A 20,192-nucleotide genomic window follows, 5' to 3' on the forward strand; every position below is an offset into this window, starting at 1 on the left:
CATCACACCGGAGATCCCGGAAGCTCGGCCTCGGCGCCGCCGCGTTCACCCCCTCGGCGTCCGCCTCCGCCGGCGACCGCCACCCCGGCCCGCCCAAGCCGACCGTCGTCCTCGTGCACGGCGGGTTCGCCGACGCGTCCAACCGGAACGGGGTGCGGTCCCACTCGGGGAACAGATCCCGGGCCAGGGCCTCGTCGAGGAACAGGAAGCGGGCGCTGTTCGGCCGTCCGGGCAGGTCGAACACGGGTGCCAGGAGTGCGCGCCCCAGGGTACGCCGAGGCCGTGCAGGCCGGACCGCCGTCCCCTGGCGGGCTGCCGCAGCAGCCGCCGGCACGGCGTGGGCCCGGTCGACACCACCGAGGAGATCGAGGCCGCCTTGCTGGAACAGTTCGGCCACAGCCGCTACGCGACCGCGATCCTGGCCGAACTCGACCTGCTCACCGGCGCGTTGACCCGGGTCAACCGCGGCCACCACCCGCCGATCGTGATCCGCAACGGTCAATGGGTCGCCACCCTGGAACGCCCGCCCGCGCACCCGATGGGCACCGCCATGGGCCTGCCCGTCGAGGTGTACGACGAGCAGCCCGAACCCGGCGACTGGGTCCTGTAGTACACCGACGGCATCACCGAGGCCCGCAACCCCGAAGGCGAGATCTTCGGCCTCGACCGGTTCGTCGACTTCGTCATCCGCCACGTGGCGGACGGCCTGCCCGCGCCGGAGACCCTGCGCCGACTCATCCGAGCGTTCCGCGAGTACCACCACGACCGGCTTCGCGACGACGCCACCATCCTGCTCCAGCCGCGGCACGGCACCGGCATCGGAACACCCCTGACCGACGACCACCCCGCTTTCGGCCGGCATGCCCGCTGCGCGGGATCAGACCGCGGCGAGGACGTCCACCAACATCAGGCGTGAACTCTCGTGCCGCATTCGCCGGATCGCCGCCGGCACCCACCCGCGCGCCGACGAGCCGATCTGCCGCCGCACCCACGCCGCCGAGCGACGCGGCACTGCCGTTCGGCGGGCCACCGCCGGACCCGCCCGACGAATCGAGCCAAGGGCCGCCCGGATCGGGGCGGCCCCGGGTCCGGCGCGCACCGGACGCGGGTGCCGGCGTGCGTCGGGGCGGGGGACGTCCAGGTCTGCCCAGACGGTCTTTCCACCCCGGTGCTTGCGGACGCCCCAGTCGGTGGTGAGGGTGTCGAGGATGTGCAGACCGAAGCCGCCCTCGTGCTCGGGGCCGGTATCGCGGCGCGTCGGCATCCGCGAGCCGGTGTCGGTGACGGACAACCGCACCCCGCGCCCGGTCCGGCGCACGGCCAGGACCACGTCCCCGGTGGTGTGCACCTGGGCGTTGGTCAACATCTCCGACAGGACCAGAACGGCCGCGGCCACGCGGTCCTCGCCCCACCCCCAGTCGGCGAGGGCAGCTCCCACGGCCGTGCGGGCGCGGGCGGCAGCCCCGGTCCGGTGTGGCACGCGCCACCGGACGAGACAACGACGATGTCGAGGCATGACCTTCCTCACGGACACGTGGGCGGACGGCGGACGGTGTTCCGGGGCGACCCCGGCATACGGGCCCAGGCGCGGAACGACGCGCTCGCGTCCTCGTCCGGCCGGTCGTCGAGCGCGGGATCGGAGCGGGAGACCTCGACTCCACCGTAGGGGCCGTGACCTGGCCGTTCGTGCACCATGGGCGATCCTTTCCCGAGGCCGATGCCGCCGTGCCCGCACGCCTGCCCGGCGGCCCGCGCCTTACGCGTCGCCCGATCGAGTGGATCGACACTCGACGCCGCGAACGCCGCGTTTCGGATGACGACCCCGGCAGGACGACACTGCCGTCGGCGCGGAATCTCACCCCCGATCGGGTGTACTTCCCTCGATGTGGGGCACAATGCTGCGGCCCACAGCCGGCCCGAAAGCAGGAGGACGCCGAGATGAACCCCACCGCCGCCGCGACCGCCTTCCCGGCGGCCGACGCGACCGCGACCGCAACCGCCGCAGCCGGGGACGGCGCGCTCGCCGATCTGCCGATCATCGACGACCCGGGCAGTGTCTCGGCGACCGACGCGCGGGCGATGTCGAAGGTGCTGTTCGACCGGCTGCGGGTGTTGGAGGAGGGCACGCACGAGTACCAGTACGTGCGCAACACCCTGATCGAGCTCAACATCCCCCTGGTTCGTTTCGTCGCGGGCCGCTTCCGCTCGCGCCCGGAGACCACGGAGGAGATGGTCCAGGTCGGCACGATAGGCCTGATCAAGGCCATCGATCGTTTCGACCCCTCCTTCGACGTCGAGTTTCCCACCTTCGCCGTCCCCACCATCTCCGGCGAGATCAAGCGCTTCTTCCGCGACACCTCCTGGGCGGTGCACGTCCCGCGCCGCCTGCAGGAGTTGCGCCTGGAACTGGCCAAGGCGCGCGACGCGTTCACCATCGAACACGACCGTGAACCCACCCCCGCCGAACTCGCCCACAGGCTCGGTATCGGCGTCGAGGAAGTCGTCGAGGGCCTCGCCGCCGCCGCGGGCTACACGGCCGCCTCGCTCGACGCCCCGGCCACGGACGACGGCCCCACCGAGGTCCACGCCTCGCGCGCCTCGTTCGTCGACCCCGGCTACGACCTCGCCGAGAACCTGCACGCCCTCAAGCCGCTGATCGCGGCCCTGCCGCAGCGCGAGCGGGACATCCTGTCCATGCGCTTCGGCCAGGACCTGACCCAGTCCCAGATCGGCGAGCGCCTGGGCATCTCCCAGATGCACGTCTCCCGCCTCCTGGCCCGAACCCTGACCGGACTGCGCACCCAACTCCTCGCCGACTGAAACCCGATCGAGGTACGTATTGCCCGGGGAACGACCGCGTCGCCTCGTTCGCGACCGCGCGTGGCGGACCCTCCCACGCACCGCATCGGCCGAGTCGTTGCGATGAACACGGGCACCACCGCCCCGCTGCTGATCTGTCCGCGGATGACCGACGCGCTCGCCATCCCAACCGTCGGAAGGTGCCGCATGAGCACTCGGGAGAACACGGAACACGCCGACGGCACCGAGGTGACGGCCCGGCACGATGTACCGGCCCGCAAGCAGCGCCTGCGTCGGCGACTGGAGCGCCTGCTGGGAATGGCGGCCACCGAAGGCAACGAACTCGTCCCCTTGCGCAACGGCGATGCGATCTTCCCCGCCATGCTCGACGCGATACGCGGCGCCGAGCACACCATCGACATGATGACCTTCGTCTACTGGCGAGGTCGCATCGCCCGCGACTTCGCCGCCGCACTCGCCGACCGGGCCAGGGCCGGCGTGCGGGTGAGACTGCTCCTCGACGGTTTCGGCGCGAAGGAGATCGAGCAGGACCTCCTCGACGTCATGGACGACGCCGGTGTCCAAGTGGCCTGGTTCCGCAAACCGTTGTGGCTGTCGCCGTTCAAACAGAACCATCGCTGCCACCGCAAGGCCCTCGTCATCGACGAGCACACCGCCTTCACCGGCGGCGTCGGCATCGCCCAGGAATGGTGCGGCGACGCCCGCAACCCCGACGAGTGGCGCGACACCCACGTCAAGGTCCGGGGCCCGGCCGTGGACGGGATCGCCGCCGCATTCGCCCAGAACTGGGCCGAATGCCACGACGAACTCTTCGACGACCGCGACCGCTTCACCGAACACGACCAGGTCGGGACCTCGATCGTCCAGGTCGTGCGTGGCTCGGCCGGAGTCGGATGGCAGGACATGCAGACCCTCATCCGCGTCATGCTCACCTCCGCCGAACAACGTTTCCGCCTGGCCACCGCCTACTTCGCCCCGGACACCTACTTCGTCGACCTGCTGTGCGCCACCGCCCGCCGCGGCGTCACGGTGGAAATCCTGCTCCCCGGCCCCCACACCGACCAACGTGCCTGCCAACTCGCCGGCCAGCACCACTACACCCGACTCCTCGACGCGGGCGTGCGCATCCGCCAGTACCAGCCGACCATGATGCACGCCAAGATCATGACCGTGGACGGGGTGGCTTCGCTGATCGGCTCGACCAACTTCAACCGCCGCTCCATGGACCACGACGAGGAAGTCATGCTCGCCGTCCTGGACGAGGCGTTCACCGCGGAACTCGACCGGGACTACGACGCGGACCTCGAACGTAGCGTGACCATCGACCCCGACCGCTGGCGGCGTCGGGCCACCGGGCAACGCCTGCGAGAGGCAGCGGTCCTCCCCATCAGACGCTTCCTGTAGCCACCGGACACGATTGCCGGGGCCGCGCAGCGAGTGCGCCTGCGAGATTCGCTCAAGACGGACGCGGCCGCGCCCCGGCACCCCTACGCCGTCTCCGCGCCGTTCACCACCACCGAGCCGAATCATCGGGCCGATCCTCCCGGGCAGTCCGGGAAGAGCGCGGCCCGACAGCCGGACGGGGGTGAGCGGGTGCCGGACCGCGCGAGCGTCGACCAGGGGGAAGCCGGCGCCGACGGACAACTTCCCCAGCCAAGGCAACACGTCTGGGGCCCTGGGTAATCACGGCCGTCACCGAGCGGTCGAGTGGCGAACCACGCGCAGAGAAGCCTGATCCGTCGCCGTCGACGGATCAGCCATGGCCGTACGAGAACCGGGCCGAGTCCGGGTGCCGGATTTCGGGGCCGGGGCCGGGTCGGGGGCCGTGCCAGTCCAGGCACAGGACGGTGGCGTCGTCTTTGGGCGGTCTGCCGTCGTAGGCGTCGGCGACGGCGGCGACCAGGGTGCGTACGACCTCACGCGGGTGTTCGGCGGCCGTCTTGCGGACGAGGCCGGGCAGGTCGACGGTATGCGCTTCGCGGTCCTGCATGCCGTCGGTGTGGAGCAGGAGGCGGTCGCCGGGGTGCAGGTCGAGGTCTTGCACGCGGTAGGCGCCCTGTCCGACGACGCCGAAGGGCAGATTCACCGCCAGGCGCAGTTCTTCGACCGTTCCGTCGCGCAGTCGTAGGGGCCAGGGGTGGCCGGCGTTGACGAGTTGGGCGCTGCTTCCGTCGAGGCCGATGCGCAGGAGCTGGCCGGTGGCGAAGGTCTGCCGGCCGTGGTCGAGGAGGGCCTGGTGGGTCTGGCGGGCCTGTTCGGCGAGGTCGGCTCCGGCACGGCGGGCGCCTCGGGAGGCGTTGACCAGGAGGGTGGCCATGAGGGAGGCGTCGACGTCGTGACCCATGGCGTCGGTGACGGATAGGTGCAGGGTGTCGTGGTCGAGGGCGTAGTCGTAGGTATCGCCGGCGATGTCGGAGGCGGGGACCAGGGCGCCGGCGAGGGTGAATTCGGGGGCTTCGCAGGTGGGGGCGGAGGGCAGGAGTTGGCGTTGGATCTCCGCGGCCAGGCTGACGGTGGTGGTGCGGTTGCCCCAGTGGTAGAGGTCGGTGAAGCGGCGGTCGGTGACGATGATGTACGCCAGTGCGTGCGCGGCCTCCTCGACCTGGGCCAGCACGTCCGCGGTGACGTGGGTGAGGAACAGTTCCAGGACACCGATGGTGTCGCCGCGGTTGGTGACGGGGGTGAGTACCCGCTGACCCTGGTCGCCCTGTGGTGTCACGACCGGCTTCTGGGCGCGCAGGACCTCGTCGTAGACGCTGCTGCCGGCGAGAGGGACCTGTTCGGCGTGGTGTTCGTGGTCGGTACGGGGGTTGTCGTTGACGCGCAGCAGCCTTCGTCCGACGACGTCGACGAACAGGAAGGACACGTATCGCGCGTCGAAACGCTCGCGCAGATTGTGTGCCACGACATCGAGGGAACGCACCGGCGCGGTACCCTCCGCAGCCGCCAACACCTCGGCCAGTCCAATTCGTTCACGCACCAGATCACTCCCCAGGCCACCGGCACTCCTCCGTGCCGACACGACAACAGCCACAACCGCGACGCATCGCGGGCGGGAACGCGCCGCCACCGACCCCGGGAAGTCGGGATCGAGCCAGGACGGCGAGTGGGTCTCGCCTGCCTGCGGGACGGTGTGGTGCATTTCCCGGGGTGAGTGTGCCCCGGTCAAGGTCATGTATTGCCAGGACTCGACGACGGCGGATCGACGGCGGCGCCCGCCGCGGACCTCCGACACGGGGCCGATGGCGGCCTCGAGAGGTGATCGCCGGTGCTCTCATGTCCGGTGGTGGGAGTATCAGGACGTTTTTACAGTCCCGTCGCAACGGCCGTGTCCTGTGCGGCCGGTTGGCGTGGGGCGGGCGGCACGTGGTGGCTGCAAGTTCGGCGGCGACTTCGACGAAGCGGCCCGACAACCGGGTCGCCGTCGCGGCCCCCGGCGCGCCGGCGCGTGCGGGTCGGGTGTGCTCGGTGACCCGGGCGGAATGTGCTTGGATGTCGATCGAACAGGCGTGCTAACTTTCGAGAATGCAACAGCTGACACGTGCGCTTCTTGCCGCGATCGACGAGAAGAACCCCGACGCGCTGAGTCGCCTGTTCGCCCAGGGTGTCGATCCGGCAGTCGAGTACGACGATCACGGTTTGGTGGATCTGGTCGCCTTCCGGGCTGTCGACACCGGTGCGGTGGAGTTGGTTCGGCCGTTCGTCGTCGCGGGACTGCCGGTCGACGCGCAGGTGGCAGGCGTCTTCGTCGGCGGCTCGACGATGTTGGGTACGGCAGCCCGGGATGGCTGCCTTCCGATCGTCGAGTACCTCATCAGCGCGGGCGCCGACGTCAACCACAGCGATCCGTGCGATCCGAACGACCCGGACGATCCGAATTTCGGGACAGTCCTGACCCACGCGCTGGGGTGTGCCGAGCCTTTGCCGGTCGTGTCCGCGCTGCTGCGTGCCGGAGCCGACCCGAACGTGCCCCGCCCGGACGGCTGGACCCCGCTGATGTTGGCCGCACACGGCGGGGACATCGAAGTCGTGGAAGCGCTGTTGGCGGCCGGGGCGGACGTGCTCGCCGTGAAGGGTACCGGGAATCGCAGAACCCACGCGCTGCACATCGCCGGCGTCCGCCATCACCGCGACATTGAAGCCCTGTTGCGGAAGCACGGTGCGGTCGATCTGATCGACGGCGCATCCGAGGTCGCCCAATGGCGTGCCGAACATGCCGCCACGGCCTTGTCGCTCGTGCGTCATGAGGTGCCGAATTCCGTCGACATCGACGCCTGCACCGAGCGACTGACCACGACCGTGTCCGACATCGCCGACTGGCTCGCCGCGCATGACGCCGGTGCCGCCGAAAGGTTGAGCAGCAGACGGGGCGCGGCGGATCCGGCCGCGATCGCCGAACTCGAGGCCGCGGTCGGTGAACCGCTGCCGGCCGAATTCCGGGCGTACCTACGGCTGTTCGGCGGCTCGGCCGGTCTGGACGTGTTCGAGTACGACGGGATGTCCGTCTCGGAGATGATCAGCACCCGGCGCGGGCTCACCGACCTTCTCGCCGAGGGCACCTTCGACAGCGCGGAGCCACACCAACTGGATCCGGACGACAAGTCCGTCCGATACCGATGGTGGCATCCCGGCTGGGTCCCGTTCGCACGGGACGGTGGCGGCAATCTGCACTGCATCGACCTTGCCCCCGAGGCCGACGGCGTCCGCGGACAGGTCTTCTCCTGGGAGATCCAAGGCGGCCCGCTGCCCGTGCGGGCCTCGTCGTTCGAGCGGTTCCTGACGGCGTACCGGAACAGCCTGCTCCGCAGCCGCGAGGGTTGGTAGGCACGGTTCGAAGCGGCGGGGGCCGGAAACGGGGTGTTGGCCACCGCGCCGGCCCCGACGCTACTCGCTGGTTTCAGGGGGCAGGTGGGATGTCCCCTTCGAAATCGCCGGGGCATCGCGGGCGTCGCCCGGGGATGGACGATCGGTTCGGGGGGTGAGCCGGTCGGCTTCGTCGAGCAGGTAGCGGCGCTCGACCCGGTTGTCGGTCAGCGCGGCGGCCTCGCGGTACAGGGTCCTCGCAGCCGCCGTGTCGCCGGTGGCATGTGCGAGATGGGCCCGCACCGCGCGTTCGCGTCGGTGAGTGAGCGGATCCTGATCCAATGCGTGGCGCCGGTTGAGGTCGTCGAGCAGCGCCAGTCCCCGAACCGGGCCGTACGCGCGCGCGACGGCGACCACTCGGGCCAGTCGCACCGGCGCGGTCGGGGCGAGTCGTTCCAGCCACAGGTAGAGCATCGCGATCTGCGGCCAGTCCGTCGCCTCCGGCGTGGTGGCCGCGGCGTGCAGCGCCGCGATCGCCGCCTGGAGTCGGTAGGGGCCCGGCTCACGGCGGTGCCAGACGCCGTCGATCAGGCGGGTGCCCTCGCGGATCAGATCGCGGTTCCAGCGGGAGCGGTCCTGCCGGTCCAGCGGTATCAACGCGCCGTCGTCGCCGGTGCGGGCCGGCCGTCGCGACTCGGTGAGCAGCATCAGCGCCAGCAGGCCGGTCGCCTCGGCGTCGTCCGGCACCGCGTCGACGAGCATCCGGGTCAGCCGAATTGCCTCGCTCGTCAGCCGGGTGCGAGCGAGTTCGTCTCCCGCGGAGGCGGTGTAGCCCTCGTTGAAAACGAGGTAGAGCACCCGCATGACGGCGCTCATCCGGGAGGCCTGGTCCGTGTCGGTGGGCAGGGTGAAGCGGGCTCCGGCGTCGGCCAGTCGTCGTTTGGCGCGGCTGATCCGCGTCGCCATCGTGGCCTCGGTCGTTCCGTGGGCGTGCGCGATTTCGGCGGTCGTGAGGCCGGCGACCGCGCGCAGCGTGAGTGCCACCTGGGAGTCGGGGCTCAGCACGGGGTGGCAGCACAGCAGTAGCAGGATGAGGCCGTCGTCGGTCTCCCGCGCGGGGGCCGCCTGGCGGGTCGGCTCGCGCAGGATCAGTTCGGCCATGCCCGCTTTCTGCTCGCGCCGGTGCCGTGCCTGCTCGGAGCGCAGGAGATCGACCATCCGCCGGTGGGCGATCCGGATCAACCAGCTCCGCGGTTCGTCCGGCACGCCGTCGACGGGCCACGTCCGGCTCGCCGTCAACAGCGCCTCCTGTACGGCGTCCTCGGCGATGTCGAAGCGGCCGAAACGGCGCGTCAACGCGCCAAGCACCTGTGGCGCTTCGGTGCGAAGCAGGAGTTCGACATCCGCGGTCGCGCCCGGCCCGTCGTTCATCGCGGGATGTGGCGCGCCGTCCGCGCCGGGTCGTGCGACAGCCTGTTGCTCATGACGCGAAGTCCTCGCCCATGATGGGCCGGATCTCGATCGGCTCGCCCAGGACCTCCACGATCCGAGAGGCGATTTCCAGGGCACGTTCCCGGCCGGTCACGTCGATGACGGCGAAGCTGGCGAGGACCTCCTTGAGTTCGGCGAACGGTCCGTCGGTCGCGGTCACACCCGTCGGGGTCCGGCGCACGGTGGTGCTGACCGCGGGGTGGCCCAGGCCCTCGGTGCCGACGAGTTCGCCGGTCGCGCGGAGTTCCTTCTCGAACGCCTGGTAGGCGGCGAACGCGGCCAGCGCGTCCTCCGTCGGGGCATCGGCGGTCGCGGCGTCCCAGGCGGCGGCCGAGGTGTAGCCGAGAAGCAGGTATTTCATGACGCTTCCTTTCCGATCATCCCTGCCGATGGTAGGTCGAATCGGGCCGGTGGACACGGCGGAGCGTCAGCGCAAGGGCGGTCGTCCAGCCGAAGGCGACCAGGCCGTTCACGGCGATCCGGATGCTCATGTGGTCCTCCGACATCGGCAGCAGCAGGACCGTCGCGACCACGCCGTTCAGCACAGCCGCGCCGATCGCCCGGCGGCGCGCGCAGCGCACGGTCAACACGATCGCGGCGACGGCCAGGGCGATGTAGGCGCCGACGGCCGAGGCCGAGTGGACGATGCCGTGCCAGGACATGCGTTCGACCGGCCGGTCGGGGGTGCCGACCGGGAAGCCGTTCTCCGCGTCCATGGTGAACAGTCCGGCGGAGATCATCCCGACGCCGAAGACCGCGACGAGGACCGGTACCGTCCGTCGTCCGACACCTTCGGTCAGGGCCCGCGCGATGCCGGCGGCCAGGGCGAGAGCGCCGAGACCCGCGAGTACGAACGTGGTGATCTGGATCCAGCCGGCCCCACCGGTGGAGAGTTGGCTGATCGGGTGCCGGGTGATGTCGAAGCCCTCGCGGGTGGCCATCTGGACGCCCGCCGAGGCGAAGAACACCGGCCCGGCCAGCGCCCCGGCGATGAACAGGTGATCCGAGCGGCGCATCGCGGGGGCGGCGTCGGTGGTGACGGTGTTCGTCATGACTCCTCCTTGGTGGGTCCTGCCGGATACCTCGGTACCGAATCCCGGGTCTCGACACCTTCCAGGCGTGATCCACGCCACACGCGCCGGATGTCGAGGTCGGGTCGACGGCTTCGAGGTATCGGCGACCATCGACAAGAAGGAGGACGACATGTCCGAAAGCAACCAGCCGAGCGTCGAGCTCAAGGCCTTGGATCGCCTGGTCGGCACCTGGGCGGTGACCGGCGGGGCCGAGGGGAGCGTGCGATACGAGTGGATGCCCGGCGGGTTCTTCCTGAGCCAGCAGGTCGAGCTCACGCAGTTCGGTGAGCCGGTCAGTGGCCTGGAAGTGATCGGGAACCTCCGTCCGTTCGGCGAGCCCGCCGGCGCGGACGTGGTGTCGCGGTACTACGACTCGAACGGCAACACATTCGACTACGTCTACGAACTCGCCGGCGACACACTCACCATCTGGGCGGGGGCGAAAGGCAGCCCGGCGTATTTCCGGGGCACCTTCAACGCCGACGACACGGTGATGACCGGTGACTGGGTCTACCCCGGTGGGGGCGGATACACGTCGACCATGACCAGGGTCTGAGCCCGGAGGCTACCCGGGGTCGTACGCGGCGGCGCCCGCGTCGTGGGCGGCGGGCGCCGCGGTGGACCACCACCGCCGGACACACTCCTTCGTGGGATACGGACGGACCGTCTCTGATCGGGGCGGCGTACTTCGGTTCGGCGCGGTAACGCCTGCGTGGTCCACTTCGACGACGAGGAACGGTGACGGCGCGGGCCGGGAGTGACCCGTCCTCGCGTTCGCGGCCTGTCACGTGGGCGTCGGCGCGCGTCGATTGGTGCACCAGCCCCCCGACAGCACTTCGCCCCGCCGCGTCATGGCCGGCGAGGCATCCCAGGCCCGGGTCGGCCGACAGCATCCTCGACGAGGGGCCGGGCGCCGGTCGTTCACCCCGTGTCCGGCCGGGGTCGCAGGCCGAGCAGGACGTCCTGGACGAGATCGGCGCTGCGCCTGACGGCGTCTTCGCCGAAGCCCAGGAAGTGCCGGTAGTGGATCGGCGCGTAGAAGAGGTCGACCATCACGTCGGTGGGTACGTCGGAGCGGAGTTGCCCGGCGGCGACGGCGGAATCCAGGCGGGCCCGGCACTGCGCGATGCTGGGCTCGAGGATCGTTTCGCGGAACGCCTTCATCAGTGCGGGGTCGTTCTGGGCCTCGCCCACGACGCCCTTGAAGGCCTCGCTGATCCGGCCGGTGATCAGCCGCCGGCTCACCGCGGTGATCTGGGTCGTGAGGTCGGCGGCGATGTCACCGGTGTCGGGGAAGGCGAAGTCGTCGCCGAGTTCCTCGTTCATCGCCTCCAGCACCACCGCGCCCTTGGAGCGCCACCAACGGTAGATCGTGGGCTTGCCCACGCCGGCCTGGGCGGCGATGGCCTCGATGGTCACCTTCGCGAAGCCCTTGCGGCTCACCAGGTCGAACGCCGCGTCGAGGATCGCCCGGCGGGCGCGCTCGCTGCGCCGTTCACTGTTCGGGTCGGGGGTCATGGTTCCCACTCTACCGCTGGCGTGACGTTACGTTTCGTTTTGACAAGTCGCTCGGGAGGATCTAACTTCCTTGGCGTTACGGAACGTTTCGTAACGTGATCGAGCGGGGCCCGGTACCGGATGCCGCCGAGACAAGGGGAGAGGTATGTCCAGCAACGAGAGCGCGACCACCGTGGGGCGCGTCGAGAAGATCGCGACCACGCCGGACTGGTACGCGCCGTATCGGATATCGCAGGCCGTCCGGGCCGGGGGCTTCGTGTACGTGTCCGGTCAGGCGGGGTTCGAGGAGGACGGGACGACCGTCGAGGGCGGGTTCCTGGCGCAGGGACGGCAGGCGTTCAGGAATGTCGCGCGGGTGTTGGATGCGACCGGTCTGGCCTTCGCGGACGTGATCAAGGTCGGCATCTTCGTGCGGGACATGGCGACGAATCTCCCGCACGTGATCACACTGCGCGGTGAGTTCCTGGCCGAGCCCTACCCGGCCGACACCATCGTCGAGGTCGTCTCGCTGGCTCGGCCCGACTGGCAGATCGAGGTCGAGGTCGTCGCGCTGGACCGGAGTGCCGCATGAGCGCCGGGGGCGTGAGGGGAGTGGCGCGGGACACGGACACGGCAAACGAGGGTGGAGAAATGCGGGAGTTGCTGGAGCCGTACCGGGCGGGGCGGCTGGAACTGGCCAACCGTGTGGCGATGGCCCCGATGACGCGCGGCCGGGCCGACGACGTGACGGGGGTGCCGAGCCGGCACGCGGCGACGTACTACCGGCAGCGCGCCGGAGCCGGGCTGCTGATCACGGAGGGCGTGTACGTCAACGCGCTCGCCAAGGGCGGCCCCGGCATCCCGGGTCTGGTGACCGACGCGCAGGCGCGTGGCTGGCGGGAGGTGACGGACGCGGTGCACGCCGGGGGCGGCACGGTCTTCGCCCAGTTGTGGCACGTGGGCCGGATGACCCACCCGCTGACGCTGCCGGACGGCGAGCTGCCGGTGGCCCCGTCGGCCGTCGCCATCGAGGGGAAGCAGATCTTCACCCGGGACGGGATGCTCGACCACGTGACCCCGCGTGAGCTGACGGTCGGTGAAATCGCCCGGACGGTCGGCGACTTCGCGAGTGCAGCTCGGCGTGCGATCGAGGCGGGCTTCGACGGCGTGGAGATCCACGGTGCGAACGGCTACCTCATCCAGCAGTTCATCGCCGACAACACCAACCTGCGCACGGACGAGTACGGCGGCTCGGCCACCGGCCGCCTGCGGTTCGCGATGGAGGTCGTCGAGGCGGTCGTCACCGAGGTCGGTGCGGACCGGGTGGGGCTGCGCATCTCGCCGGACAACGCCGAGAACCAGCTCGCGGAGGCCGACGCACGCACCACGTACCGCGCGCTGGTCGACGCACTGGACCCGCTGGGCCTGGCCTATCTGCACGTGCTGGAGAACGGTGCGTACGGAGCGATCGCGGACCTGCGGACGCGCTGGTCGGGGACGCTCGTCGCCAACACGAACGGTCCGGTGCCGAGCAGCCCCGGCGCGGGGGCCCGGTTGGTGCGGGACGGGCACGCGGACGTGGTCGCCCTCGGCCGCCTGTTCATGACGAACCCGGACCTGCCCGCCCGCCTGGCCAACGGCATCCCGCTGGCGGGGCCACCGACGGAGCACCTGTACGGGGGAGGGGCGGAGGGATACATCGACTACCCGGCCGCGACGGATGACCCCAAGGTCGCGGCAGTCGCATAATCGCCCGGTGCGCGGCCCCCACAGGGATGCTGTCGGCCGATCCGAGCCTGGTTGCTTCGCCCCGCCGCTACGCGGCGGGGCGAAGTGCCGGCAGGGGGATGGTGCGGGCCGCGGCGAACCTTCGGGGGATCCACACTCACCACAAGACGTACCGCCGCGACGGAGGGTCAGGCAGGGACATGTCCGGCCTCTGCCACGTCCTCGGCCTGTTCCACCAGCTCGCTACCCAGGACGCGGGCGACAGCACGAACGGGCTGGTCAATGAGTTGAACTCGCTGCTGGAGAGTATGGCCAACGTGTCCCATGTCCTCCGAGTTTCCTGGCGGTGGTTTGTTGTCAGCGGGTCGGAGTCGCGGTATGCCGATAGGAGGGAACGTCGCCTGCGCCTCGGGGCGCCCCCAGGGTGATTGTGGGGCGGGGCGCGTGGTGGTGCGTGACAGAACCGTCGGGTTCCCAGGAGTGTGGGTGCAGGGCGTGACGCCCCCCTTGTGTCGGGGTGCGGTTCCAGCGGTTCGGATCTGCGCGACTGCGATGGCGTGTCTCACACGCTGGCCCCGGCGTCGTTGTTCGCGCGTCGGGTGACCGACGGCTTGGACCCGAAGTACCCGCTGTTCGCCGTGTTCTCGCTGACCGGCGCCCACAGCGCCCAAGGCAGCCGTGCGGTCGGGGTGGGCTGGGGTCTGCCGGCGGCCGTGGTGTTCGTGGTCCCGCCGAGCCTGTACTACGCCCGCGCCGGAATGCGGCGCGGGCACTGGACGGACCGGCACTCGAGCGTCACATCAAACGCCGTTCCGCGGGGCCGAGGCGACGATGCGCTGGTAGTCGTGCCGGTCACGCGGGACTTGGGGTTCCTCCAAGGCTCGGACCGAGACCGGTTCGCCGACGGGTCCGATCACCGCTCCCATGATGTTCTCCCAGGCGAGACCTTCGGCGTAGAAGTCGATCCCGTACTGCGCGACGATCTTCGGCTGCCCGTCGACTGTCATCGCCCAGTACTGGCGTTCGTAGGCGATGGAGTTGTGCTCGTCCCCGCCGCCGACGTCGGCGGCGAAGCAGGTGCCCCATCCGGGTACCTCGTACTCCACCGCCACGTACAGCGGGCGGCGTACCGGTGTTGCGGCCCTCTTCGCGATCTCGGCCAGTCTCTCGGCCGACATGCGCCGGGGACGCATGAACGGGGACGTCATACTGGTCCCGGGTGAGGAGTACATGAAGGCCTCCGTACGCGCGACCCGCAGTTCGAGCCGATCGTCGGGCTCGGTGAGGTTGGCGACGTCCTGCGCGTACACCGCAGTAAGGAATTCCCGGAAGAAGGTTACGGCCTCGTCGATGTTCACGTCGCCTCTCGCTCCCTCGCCAAGAGCCGCACGTCTGGCTCCGACCGCATACGGTAGCGCACGCGCGGGCGGTGTCCGGGTTCGGCTGTGCACGATCTCCGAGGCCCGCGCCAGGGGTTGGCCGCAGACAGGGGGATCATCCACGCCTCGATGTCCGAACCTACCGCCGGGCCGCGGATGCGGGCCGGAGCATGATCCGGCACGGACGTTTCTCGTCCTCCAATCCACGCCCGACGGTGCCCCGTTGGCGACGGTTGAGGTGCAGCAGCAACTGCGGCTCGGTCGAAACCTCCCGCATGGCCGGGGGTGGCCACGGCGACGAACTGCGAGTGGTAGTCGGGCTGTTGCTCCGCCGTCCACGAGGAGTCGTCGGCCCCGATCGCGAGTAAGGGCGCGGGGGCGTCGACGTAGTCGCGCCACCCACCCAGGTACTCGCGTGCGCGTTCACGGAACGTGATGGCGGTCTCCTTCCTCTCGTCTGTGAGGATTTCGCCGTAGGCGAGGCCGGAGTGGTCGTCGACGGCGTTGTGGAGGTAGGCGAATCCGGCGTTGGACCTGGTTTTGCGTCCGACGGCGCGTCGGGCGGCCCGGATATGGCTGGAGTCGATCCCGCGACCAGTCGAGCTGTTTGGCCGCGTGCGGTCTCGCGAGGAGAATCGCGTGCAGCCGATCCCACACGCCGGCCTCGTTCCAGGCCGCGAGACGACGCCAACACGTCATCCCCGATCCGAACCTCAACTCCTGCGGCAGGAACTCCCACTGGATACCCGTATGCAGGACGAACAGGGTCCCGCACAACGCGCGCCGATCCGGCGCACGAGGCCGCCCGGGCACCGATCTCGGCGCCGGCTCGGGTAGCAACGGCTCGAACAGGGAGCACAGTTCGTCCGAAACGATCGACGGACGCGACTCGCCTCTGCGCACACCGGGCCCAACGACCGAACAAGCCGATAGGCACACCGAATGCACTGTTTGTTGGGACCGCTTATCCGGACCCGCGGTCAGTTTCGTCCCTGGCCCCGATAGAGCTCGAGTTCACCGTCGAGCTCGACGGCGAGGACGGTCGCGTACTCGTCCTGGTCCTTTTCCGCAGGGGCGTTGATCCAGGTGATTCCGGGGACCTCGCCCAGGCCGCCGGTGACGTGGTGGCTCAGTTCCGTGCCGGTGCCCACTACGGTCGCGTGCTTGACCCGGGTGCGCAGACCCTTGAGGGCGAGGTGCTCGCGAAGGGTGCCGTAGCAGACCAGGTAGACGGTTCGCTGATCGGAGGAGAGGGTGCTGGGCCCGTAGTGGTGCCCGGGCGGCAGACCGGCGCCAGTGCCGTGGACGGCCGCATGGTGGCGGGCGATCCACGCGCCGAGGCCCTCCAACCGGGACGACTGCTCGGCGGTGATGCGGCCGTCGGCCATCGGGCCGACGTCGAGCAGCAGGTTGCCTCCCATGCCGATGGTCTCGGTGAAGTAGCGGACGAGCTGACGCACGCTCTTGTGGTTGTTGTCGGCGTGCCGATAGCCCCAGGAATCGTTGATCGTCAGGCACAGCTCCCAGGGGCCCGTGGGCGCCCGGAGGGGGATGCCCTGTTCCGGGGTGGCGTAGTCGCCCCGGGAGAGCATCCGGGCGTTGAGGATGGTGTCCGGGTTCTCGGCGAGGATCATGTCGGCGAGCACGTCCGTGCCCCACTGCTGCTCGCTGCGCTCCCACTCGCCGTCGAACCAGAGCAGGTCGGGCCGGTAGCGCTGCATCAGTTCGCTGACCTGGCCGTCCCGGTAGGAGAGGTAGCGAACCCAGGCGGCGGGGTCTTCGCGGCCGTCGGCGGGCTCGACCAGTGTGTTGCCGGGGATGTACGTGTGATGGGACGGGTCGGGGTGGATCACGCTGGCGTAATCGGGGTGGTTCCAGTCGGAGTGGGAGTAGTACAGGCCGACCTTCAGGTCCTCGCCGCGCAGGGCGTCGACGAATCCCCGGACGAGGTCTCGGCCTGCGGGGGTGCGCTTGGCGACGTTGAGGTCGCCGCACTCGCTGTCCCAGAGGGCGACGCCGTCGTGGTGACGCGCGGTGAGGACGGCGTAGCGCGCACCGGCACGCTTGAACAGCGCGGCCCACGCGTAGGGGTCGTAGCGGGCGGCCGTGAAGCCGTCGAGCTGCGCCAGGTACTGCTCGCGGCTGACGGTTCCGTCGTACATGGCCCAGGATTCCGGGATGCCGTCGACGGCATAGATCCCGTAGTGGACGAAAATGCCGAGCTTGGCATCGGTGAACCAGGGCTGCATGGGCATGGGGTGCTCCTTGAAGAAGGTGTGGGGACGTGGGAGGGCGTCCGACTCAAGTGGTTACTGATGTGCACAGTAGAACCAAGTAGGTGCTCCTGACGTGGGCCAGGTTCACCAGTTACTGGTAATTTCTCACCATGGTCGAAACTTCGGCGAGGCATATCGCCCACCTGGACTCACCTCCGCGCGTGGCGCAGGTCGGGGTGGGAGTGCACGGGCTGGGGATCGAGCGTGAGGTGTTCCAGCTGCCCGAACTGTGGCAGCTGCACCTGTACCGCTACAGCGCCGAGTTGATCGTCGACGGGGTGGCCCACGAGGTCCGGCCCGGCTGTGCGAGCCTCGTTCCACCCGGCGCGGTGGTGGAGTTCCGGTACCGGGGCCGCTCGGAGCACCTGTACGCGCACTTCGAGCTCGGGACCACCGGTACGCCTCACCGAGTACCAGCCGTGCTGGACTGCGGCGCGGAGGCGCCACATCTGTCGGACGCACTGCTGAGGGCGGTAGCGTGGCACTCGATGACCCCGTTGCGGGCCGCCGCAGAGGTGTGGACAGTGCTGTGGGCGCTGGCGGCCGGCGAGGTGCCACAGGCGGAGGAGCGCCATCCGGCACTGGCTGCGGCGCTGGCCCACATCGAGGTGAACATGGCGAGTCCGCTGACGGTTCCGGCCATCGCCCGGGCCGCGGGGGTCTCGCACAACCAACTCACCCGCCTGTTTCGCGTCGCCTTCGCCGAGACCGTGGTCGCCTATCTGCGGCGGCGTCGCCTCCAGGTCGCCGCGCACCTGTTGCGGAACTCGACTCTGGCGATCCCAGCGGTCGCCTCGCAAGTGGGAATTCCTGATCTGCAGGCCTTCAACAAGGCCTGCAGACGTGAACTCGGCGCTTCGCCACGCACTGTTCGTGCGGGGCGCAACGACGAACACTGACTCGGCGACGCGGCAGGTCGTGGTGCGGGCCGACGCGGGCGATTCGTTCCGGGACCACTGACCAGTCCAGGGGATCACCATGACAATGCGTACAGGCCGCACCGAACGCTCCAGCGGGCGGCGCCGCTCCGTGCGCTGCACGAGCCGGTCACCGACCTCGACGAACCCCAGCGGTTGCGTTTTCGCAGACGGGCCCGACTCTCACGGTGCGGTCATCCCGGCAGCGATCCGGTTGTGGTTTCGCGAAATCGCGGTCAGGGCTGGTCTTAAGCGAACAGGTACTCCCTGCGTTCGAAGTCGATCGTCCAGGTGAAATGGCGGAGGTACCCCCAGGAGATCAGCGCGTCCACGCGGATTCCGCCCCAGTCGCCGAAGTCGCGCCAGACGCGATCCGTTACGGGGTAGGCGGTCATTCCCTCTCTCGATGCCGTGCCGATGGCAAGCGTGCCGGGGAGTTCGGCGAACCGGCCGGTCTGCGGCCTGGCCACTCCCCACCGGGCAAGAGTGCGCCGTGGCACGAGCATCGCCACCTGTCCCTGATCGGGGGTGAGCGCCACCAGGCCCGAGTCGACGAATAGGTTGACGCCACTGATCCCATCGACGCGACCACGGGCGATCATCAGGTGATCGCTCCACAGGCCGAACGGTGCCACGTGCTGTGCCGCACCGAGACGGGCCAGATGCCGGGCGCGGGCGATGTTGTCGCCACGGCGGGACAGGACGAGACGCCGATTCGGCGCGTCGACCGTCGTCAGGAAGCGCTCCAGAATGTTGGTGCCGACGATCGGCCCGAGCGGGACGTCGAAGGCCGCGGCCGGCGGAAGTCCCTTTTCATGCACGGCCACGGGCACATTGCGCAGACGGATCGTCCCGATCTCCAGATCGGCCAGTCCGTAGCCGACCCGGTGCCGGCCGAGCGCCGCGAACTCCCGTGCCGAGGCAATCGTGTCGATCCCGTGGGCGGCCGCAAGCTCCCGCGAAAGGTGCACGAATGAGCCGCCGGTGTCGAGGCGGAGTACGGTCGGTCGGTCATTGAGGTGCCCGGCGAAACCGGGCATGAACGGCGTGAGCGGGTCGTCGGTGAAGGGGACGTCGACGACGCCGTCGATATCGATTCCGAGGGGCCGCTCAACGGCCAGGCGCAAACGTGCTCCGATCGCGCCGCGTCGCGCAAGGCCCCGTCGTTCCGCCAGCGTCACGGCGCCCGCGATGTCTCCTCGGTGGATGTGCGCACACAGGATCGGTTCGTTCAGTTCATCGAGACGTTCGTAGCGAGGGGCGATCATCCGATGTGTGTTGATGGCGCCGTCGTAGTTGCCGAGCACGGAGTCGGCGAGAACGAGCACGTGCCGTGCTTCGTCCACGGCATGCCCCGTAGCGAGCAGGTTCGCCGCGAGTTCGCGGGCGAGCGGTAGATCCCCGGCCCGCCAGGCGTCCCAGGCCGGCTGCGCGACGCGGGTGGGCCGGGAACGCATGCCGAGTCGGCGTGTCACCGCCCGTCCGGCGCGCGCCAGTGCCTCGGTTCCTCGTGACACCCGTGTCACCCCCTCTCGTCCTTCGCGGGTGGCAGCCGAATCTCCTGCCGCCCGTCGGCCGTGACGTCCTCCCCGGGGTAGATGGCGAGGACGAGTTGATAGGGCCGACCGTCCTCCCGGTCGGCCGCCGAGAAGCGTTCGCCGAGCCGGACCAGCTCGTCGGCGAACGCGCTCGCGTCGCCGGGAGCGATACGAACGCCGAGTGTCAGGGCCACGATGGGGTCACTCGACTTGTCGGGCAGTCGCGCCAGCGCGGCCGACAACTCACTGCGGGCGAAGGTCAGCGCGATCTTGTGTGGTGCGGTCATGTCGGTCGGAGCGGGCGCGACCGTGAAACGCTCGGCTGACGCCGCGTAGTACTTCTCCAGGTTCCGACCCGTGTCCCGCTTCTCGACGAGGATCACCAAGCCGGCACTTTCCAGGATCCGGATGTGTCGGGTGAGGTTGGCGGGGTGGACGTCGAGCCTTCTGGCGACCTGCGTTGCCGTGGCGGCACCGTCGCGCAGGGCATCGAGGATCGCCATGCGCGTCCGGTGCAGGTACGCCGCAATCTCGGCCTCGGTAGTGAGAACTCGTCTCGTCTTACTAGACATACGACTAACGTTAGCACTAATGCTAACGATGTTGCTTCCCGCTCCGGCTCACCAATGGGGCCTGTGAGAATGGTGGGTGGGGGCAGGCGCAGCCAAGG

General features: G+C 69.7%; 17 protein-coding genes and 3 pseudogenes. 8 read left to right on the forward strand and 12 right to left on the reverse strand.

Features of this window, described 5'->3' with window-relative positions; translation table 11 throughout:
• Positions 1 to 304 precede the first annotated feature (304 nt).
• A pseudogene (locus tag ACIBSV_RS36380) lies at positions 305 to 916 on the forward strand (PP2C family protein-serine/threonine phosphatase).
• Here ACIBSV_RS36380 and ACIBSV_RS36385 read toward each other — a convergent pair.
• On the reverse strand, positions 878 to 1,516 hold the full coding sequence (locus ACIBSV_RS36385; RefSeq protein WP_395870818.1) for an ATP-binding protein: 639 nt from the start codon (positions 1,514 to 1,516) through the stop codon (positions 878 to 880). The pseudogene ACIBSV_RS36380 and the gene ACIBSV_RS36385 overlap by 39 nt on opposite strands.
• Before the next feature lie 422 nt (positions 1,517 to 1,938).
• Here ACIBSV_RS36385 and ACIBSV_RS36390 point away from each other — a divergent pair, with 422 nt between their 5' ends.
• Positions 1,939 to 2,820 carry a SigB/SigF/SigG family RNA polymerase sigma factor gene (locus ACIBSV_RS36390; protein WP_395870820.1) on the forward strand — a complete coding sequence of 294 codons (882 nt, stop codon included), beginning with the start codon at positions 1,939 to 1,941 and terminating at the stop codon, positions 2,818 to 2,820.
• A 186-nt stretch (positions 2,821 to 3,006) separates the two neighbouring features.
• On the forward strand, positions 3,007 to 4,224 hold the full coding sequence (locus tag ACIBSV_RS36395) for a phosphatidylserine/phosphatidylglycerophosphate/cardiolipin synthase family protein (protein WP_395870822.1): 1,218 nt from the start codon (positions 3,007 to 3,009) through the stop codon (positions 4,222 to 4,224).
• Positions 4,225 to 4,573: 349 nt separating this feature from the next.
• On the opposite strand, the gene ACIBSV_RS36400 is transcribed toward ACIBSV_RS36395, so the two are convergent.
• Positions 4,574 to 5,803, reverse strand: coding sequence for a PP2C family protein-serine/threonine phosphatase (locus tag ACIBSV_RS36400; protein WP_395871001.1), 1,230 nt, complete (start codon positions 5,801 to 5,803; stop codon positions 4,574 to 4,576).
• Between the two features lie 542 nt (positions 5,804 to 6,345).
• Between ACIBSV_RS36400 and ACIBSV_RS36405 the strand changes: the two genes are divergently transcribed.
• The gene (locus ACIBSV_RS36405; protein ID WP_395870824.1) at positions 6,346 to 7,644 is read left to right on the forward strand and encodes an SMI1/KNR4 family protein; all 1,299 of its coding nucleotides are present in this window, start codon (positions 6,346 to 6,348) and stop codon (positions 7,642 to 7,644) included.
• Positions 7,645 to 7,704: 60 nt separating this feature from the next.
• Here the strand turns inward: ACIBSV_RS36405 and ACIBSV_RS36410 are convergent, their stop codons facing one another.
• From ACIBSV_RS36410 to ACIBSV_RS36420, 3 genes are read right to left on the reverse strand one after another with little or no spacing between them, the layout of a single operon-like run.
• Positions 7,705 to 9,054 carry an RNA polymerase sigma factor gene (locus tag ACIBSV_RS36410; RefSeq protein ID WP_395870826.1) on the reverse strand — a complete coding sequence of 450 codons (1,350 nt, stop codon included), beginning with the start codon at positions 9,052 to 9,054 and terminating at the stop codon, positions 7,705 to 7,707.
• A 49-nt stretch (positions 9,055 to 9,103) separates the two neighbouring features.
• The gene (locus ACIBSV_RS36415; protein ID WP_395870828.1) at positions 9,104 to 9,475 is read right to left on the reverse strand and encodes a YciI family protein; all 372 of its coding nucleotides are present in this window, start codon (positions 9,473 to 9,475) and stop codon (positions 9,104 to 9,106) included.
• Between the two features lie 16 nt (positions 9,476 to 9,491).
• Positions 9,492 to 10,166, reverse strand: coding sequence for a DUF998 domain-containing protein (locus ACIBSV_RS36420; protein ID WP_395870830.1), 675 nt, complete (start codon positions 10,164 to 10,166; stop codon positions 9,492 to 9,494).
• Between the two features lie 151 nt (positions 10,167 to 10,317).
• Between ACIBSV_RS36420 and ACIBSV_RS36425 the strand changes: the two genes are divergently transcribed.
• A complete protein-coding gene (locus ACIBSV_RS36425; RefSeq protein WP_395870832.1) occupies positions 10,318 to 10,743 on the forward strand; it encodes a hypothetical protein in 426 nt (141 codons plus the stop codon).
• 365 nt (positions 10,744 to 11,108) lie between these two features.
• Here ACIBSV_RS36425 and ACIBSV_RS36430 read toward each other — a convergent pair whose 3' ends face one another.
• Entirely contained in the window at positions 11,109 to 11,705 is a 597-nt protein-coding gene (locus tag ACIBSV_RS36430) for a TetR/AcrR family transcriptional regulator (RefSeq protein ID WP_395870834.1), read from the reverse strand.
• A gap of 145 nt (positions 11,706 to 11,850) precedes the next feature.
• On the opposite strand from ACIBSV_RS36430, the gene ACIBSV_RS36435 reads away from it, so the two are divergent.
• Together ACIBSV_RS36435 and ACIBSV_RS36440 are read left to right on the forward strand one after the other, a co-directional pair.
• Entirely contained in the window at positions 11,851 to 12,276 is a 426-nt protein-coding gene (locus ACIBSV_RS36435) for a RidA family protein (protein ID WP_395870836.1), read from the forward strand.
• Between the two features lie 59 nt (positions 12,277 to 12,335).
• A complete protein-coding gene (locus ACIBSV_RS36440; protein ID WP_395870838.1) occupies positions 12,336 to 13,433 on the forward strand; it encodes an alkene reductase in 1,098 nt (365 codons plus the stop codon).
• A 779-nt stretch (positions 13,434 to 14,212) separates the two neighbouring features.
• Here the strand turns inward: ACIBSV_RS36440 and ACIBSV_RS36445 are convergent.
• The 4 genes and pseudogenes from ACIBSV_RS36445 to ACIBSV_RS36460 form a co-directional block, all read right to left on the reverse strand.
• Positions 14,213 to 14,770, reverse strand: a complete 558-nt coding sequence (locus tag ACIBSV_RS36445; RefSeq protein ID WP_395870840.1) for a hypothetical protein — start codon at positions 14,768 to 14,770, stop codon at positions 14,213 to 14,215.
• Between the two features lie 428 nt (positions 14,771 to 15,198).
• Positions 15,199 to 15,387, reverse strand: a pseudogene (locus tag ACIBSV_RS36450) (IS481 family transposase); the annotation flags it as partial.
• Positions 15,380 to 15,667, reverse strand: a pseudogene (locus tag ACIBSV_RS36455) (transposase); the annotation flags it as partial. The pseudogenes ACIBSV_RS36455 and ACIBSV_RS36450, both read right to left, overlap by 8 nt.
• Positions 15,668 to 15,771: 104 nt before the next feature.
• Positions 15,772 to 17,046, reverse strand: coding sequence for an alpha-L-fucosidase (locus ACIBSV_RS36460; protein ID WP_395870842.1), 1,275 nt, complete (start codon positions 17,044 to 17,046; stop codon positions 15,772 to 15,774).
• 131 nt (positions 17,047 to 17,177) lie between these two features.
• On the opposite strand from ACIBSV_RS36460, the gene ACIBSV_RS36465 reads away from it, so the two are divergent.
• On the forward strand, positions 17,178 to 17,966 hold the full coding sequence (locus ACIBSV_RS36465; RefSeq protein ID WP_395870844.1) for an AraC family transcriptional regulator: 789 nt from the start codon (positions 17,178 to 17,180) through the stop codon (positions 17,964 to 17,966).
• Between the two features lie 266 nt (positions 17,967 to 18,232).
• Here ACIBSV_RS36465 and ACIBSV_RS36470 read toward each other — a convergent pair whose 3' ends face one another.
• Together ACIBSV_RS36470 and ACIBSV_RS36475 are read right to left on the reverse strand one after the other, a co-directional pair.
• Complete coding sequence (locus tag ACIBSV_RS36470) at positions 18,233 to 19,501, reverse strand: retropepsin-like aspartic protease (protein ID WP_395870846.1); 1,269 nt, start codon at positions 19,499 to 19,501, stop codon at positions 18,233 to 18,235.
• Positions 19,502 to 19,506: 5 nt separating this feature from the next.
• Complete coding sequence (locus ACIBSV_RS36475; RefSeq protein WP_395870848.1) at positions 19,507 to 20,094, reverse strand: ArsR/SmtB family transcription factor; 588 nt, start codon at positions 20,092 to 20,094, stop codon at positions 19,507 to 19,509.
• Between the last annotated feature and the right edge of the window lie 98 nt (positions 20,095 to 20,192).

Source organism: Embleya sp. NPDC050154, assembly GCF_044460165.1.
Classification (GTDB): domain Bacteria; phylum Actinomycetota; class Actinomycetes; order Streptomycetales; family Streptomycetaceae; genus Embleya.

What these genes read in the sequence shown, in the direction of transcription:
- ACIBSV_RS36385 (WP_395870818.1), bottom strand. Translation starts at nt 1,516, where the DNA reads ATGCCTCGACATCGTCGTTGTCTCGTCCGGTGGCGCGTGCCACACCGG.
- ACIBSV_RS36390 (WP_395870820.1), top strand. Translation starts at nt 1,939, where the DNA reads ATGAACCCCACCGCCGCCGCGACCGCCTTCCCGGCGGCCGACGCGACC.
- ACIBSV_RS36395 (WP_395870822.1), top strand. Translation starts at nt 3,007, where the DNA reads ATGAGCACTCGGGAGAACACGGAACACGCCGACGGCACCGAGGTGACG.
- ACIBSV_RS36405 (WP_395870824.1), top strand. Translation starts at nt 6,346, where the DNA reads ATGCAACAGCTGACACGTGCGCTTCTTGCCGCGATCGACGAGAAGAAC.
- ACIBSV_RS36410 (WP_395870826.1), bottom strand. Translation starts at nt 9,054, where the DNA reads ATGAACGACGGGCCGGGCGCGACCGCGGATGTCGAACTCCTGCTTCGC.
- ACIBSV_RS36415 (WP_395870828.1), bottom strand. Translation starts at nt 9,475, where the DNA reads ATGAAATACCTGCTTCTCGGCTACACCTCGGCCGCCGCCTGGGACGCC.
- ACIBSV_RS36420 (WP_395870830.1), bottom strand. Translation starts at nt 10,166, where the DNA reads ATGACGAACACCGTCACCACCGACGCCGCCCCCGCGATGCGCCGCTCG.
- ACIBSV_RS36425 (WP_395870832.1), top strand. Translation starts at nt 10,318, where the DNA reads ATGTCCGAAAGCAACCAGCCGAGCGTCGAGCTCAAGGCCTTGGATCGC.
- ACIBSV_RS36430 (WP_395870834.1), bottom strand. Translation starts at nt 11,705, where the DNA reads ATGACCCCCGACCCGAACAGTGAACGGCGCAGCGAGCGCGCCCGCCGG.
- ACIBSV_RS36435 (WP_395870836.1), top strand. Translation starts at nt 11,851, where the DNA reads ATGTCCAGCAACGAGAGCGCGACCACCGTGGGGCGCGTCGAGAAGATC.
- ACIBSV_RS36440 (WP_395870838.1), top strand. Translation starts at nt 12,336, where the DNA reads ATGCGGGAGTTGCTGGAGCCGTACCGGGCGGGGCGGCTGGAACTGGCC.
- ACIBSV_RS36460 (WP_395870842.1), bottom strand. Translation starts at nt 17,046, where the DNA reads ATGCCCATGCAGCCCTGGTTCACCGATGCCAAGCTCGGCATTTTCGTC.
- ACIBSV_RS36465 (WP_395870844.1), top strand. Translation starts at nt 17,178, where the DNA reads ATGGTCGAAACTTCGGCGAGGCATATCGCCCACCTGGACTCACCTCCG.
- ACIBSV_RS36475 (WP_395870848.1), bottom strand. Translation starts at nt 20,094, where the DNA reads ATGTCTAGTAAGACGAGACGAGTTCTCACTACCGAGGCCGAGATTGCG.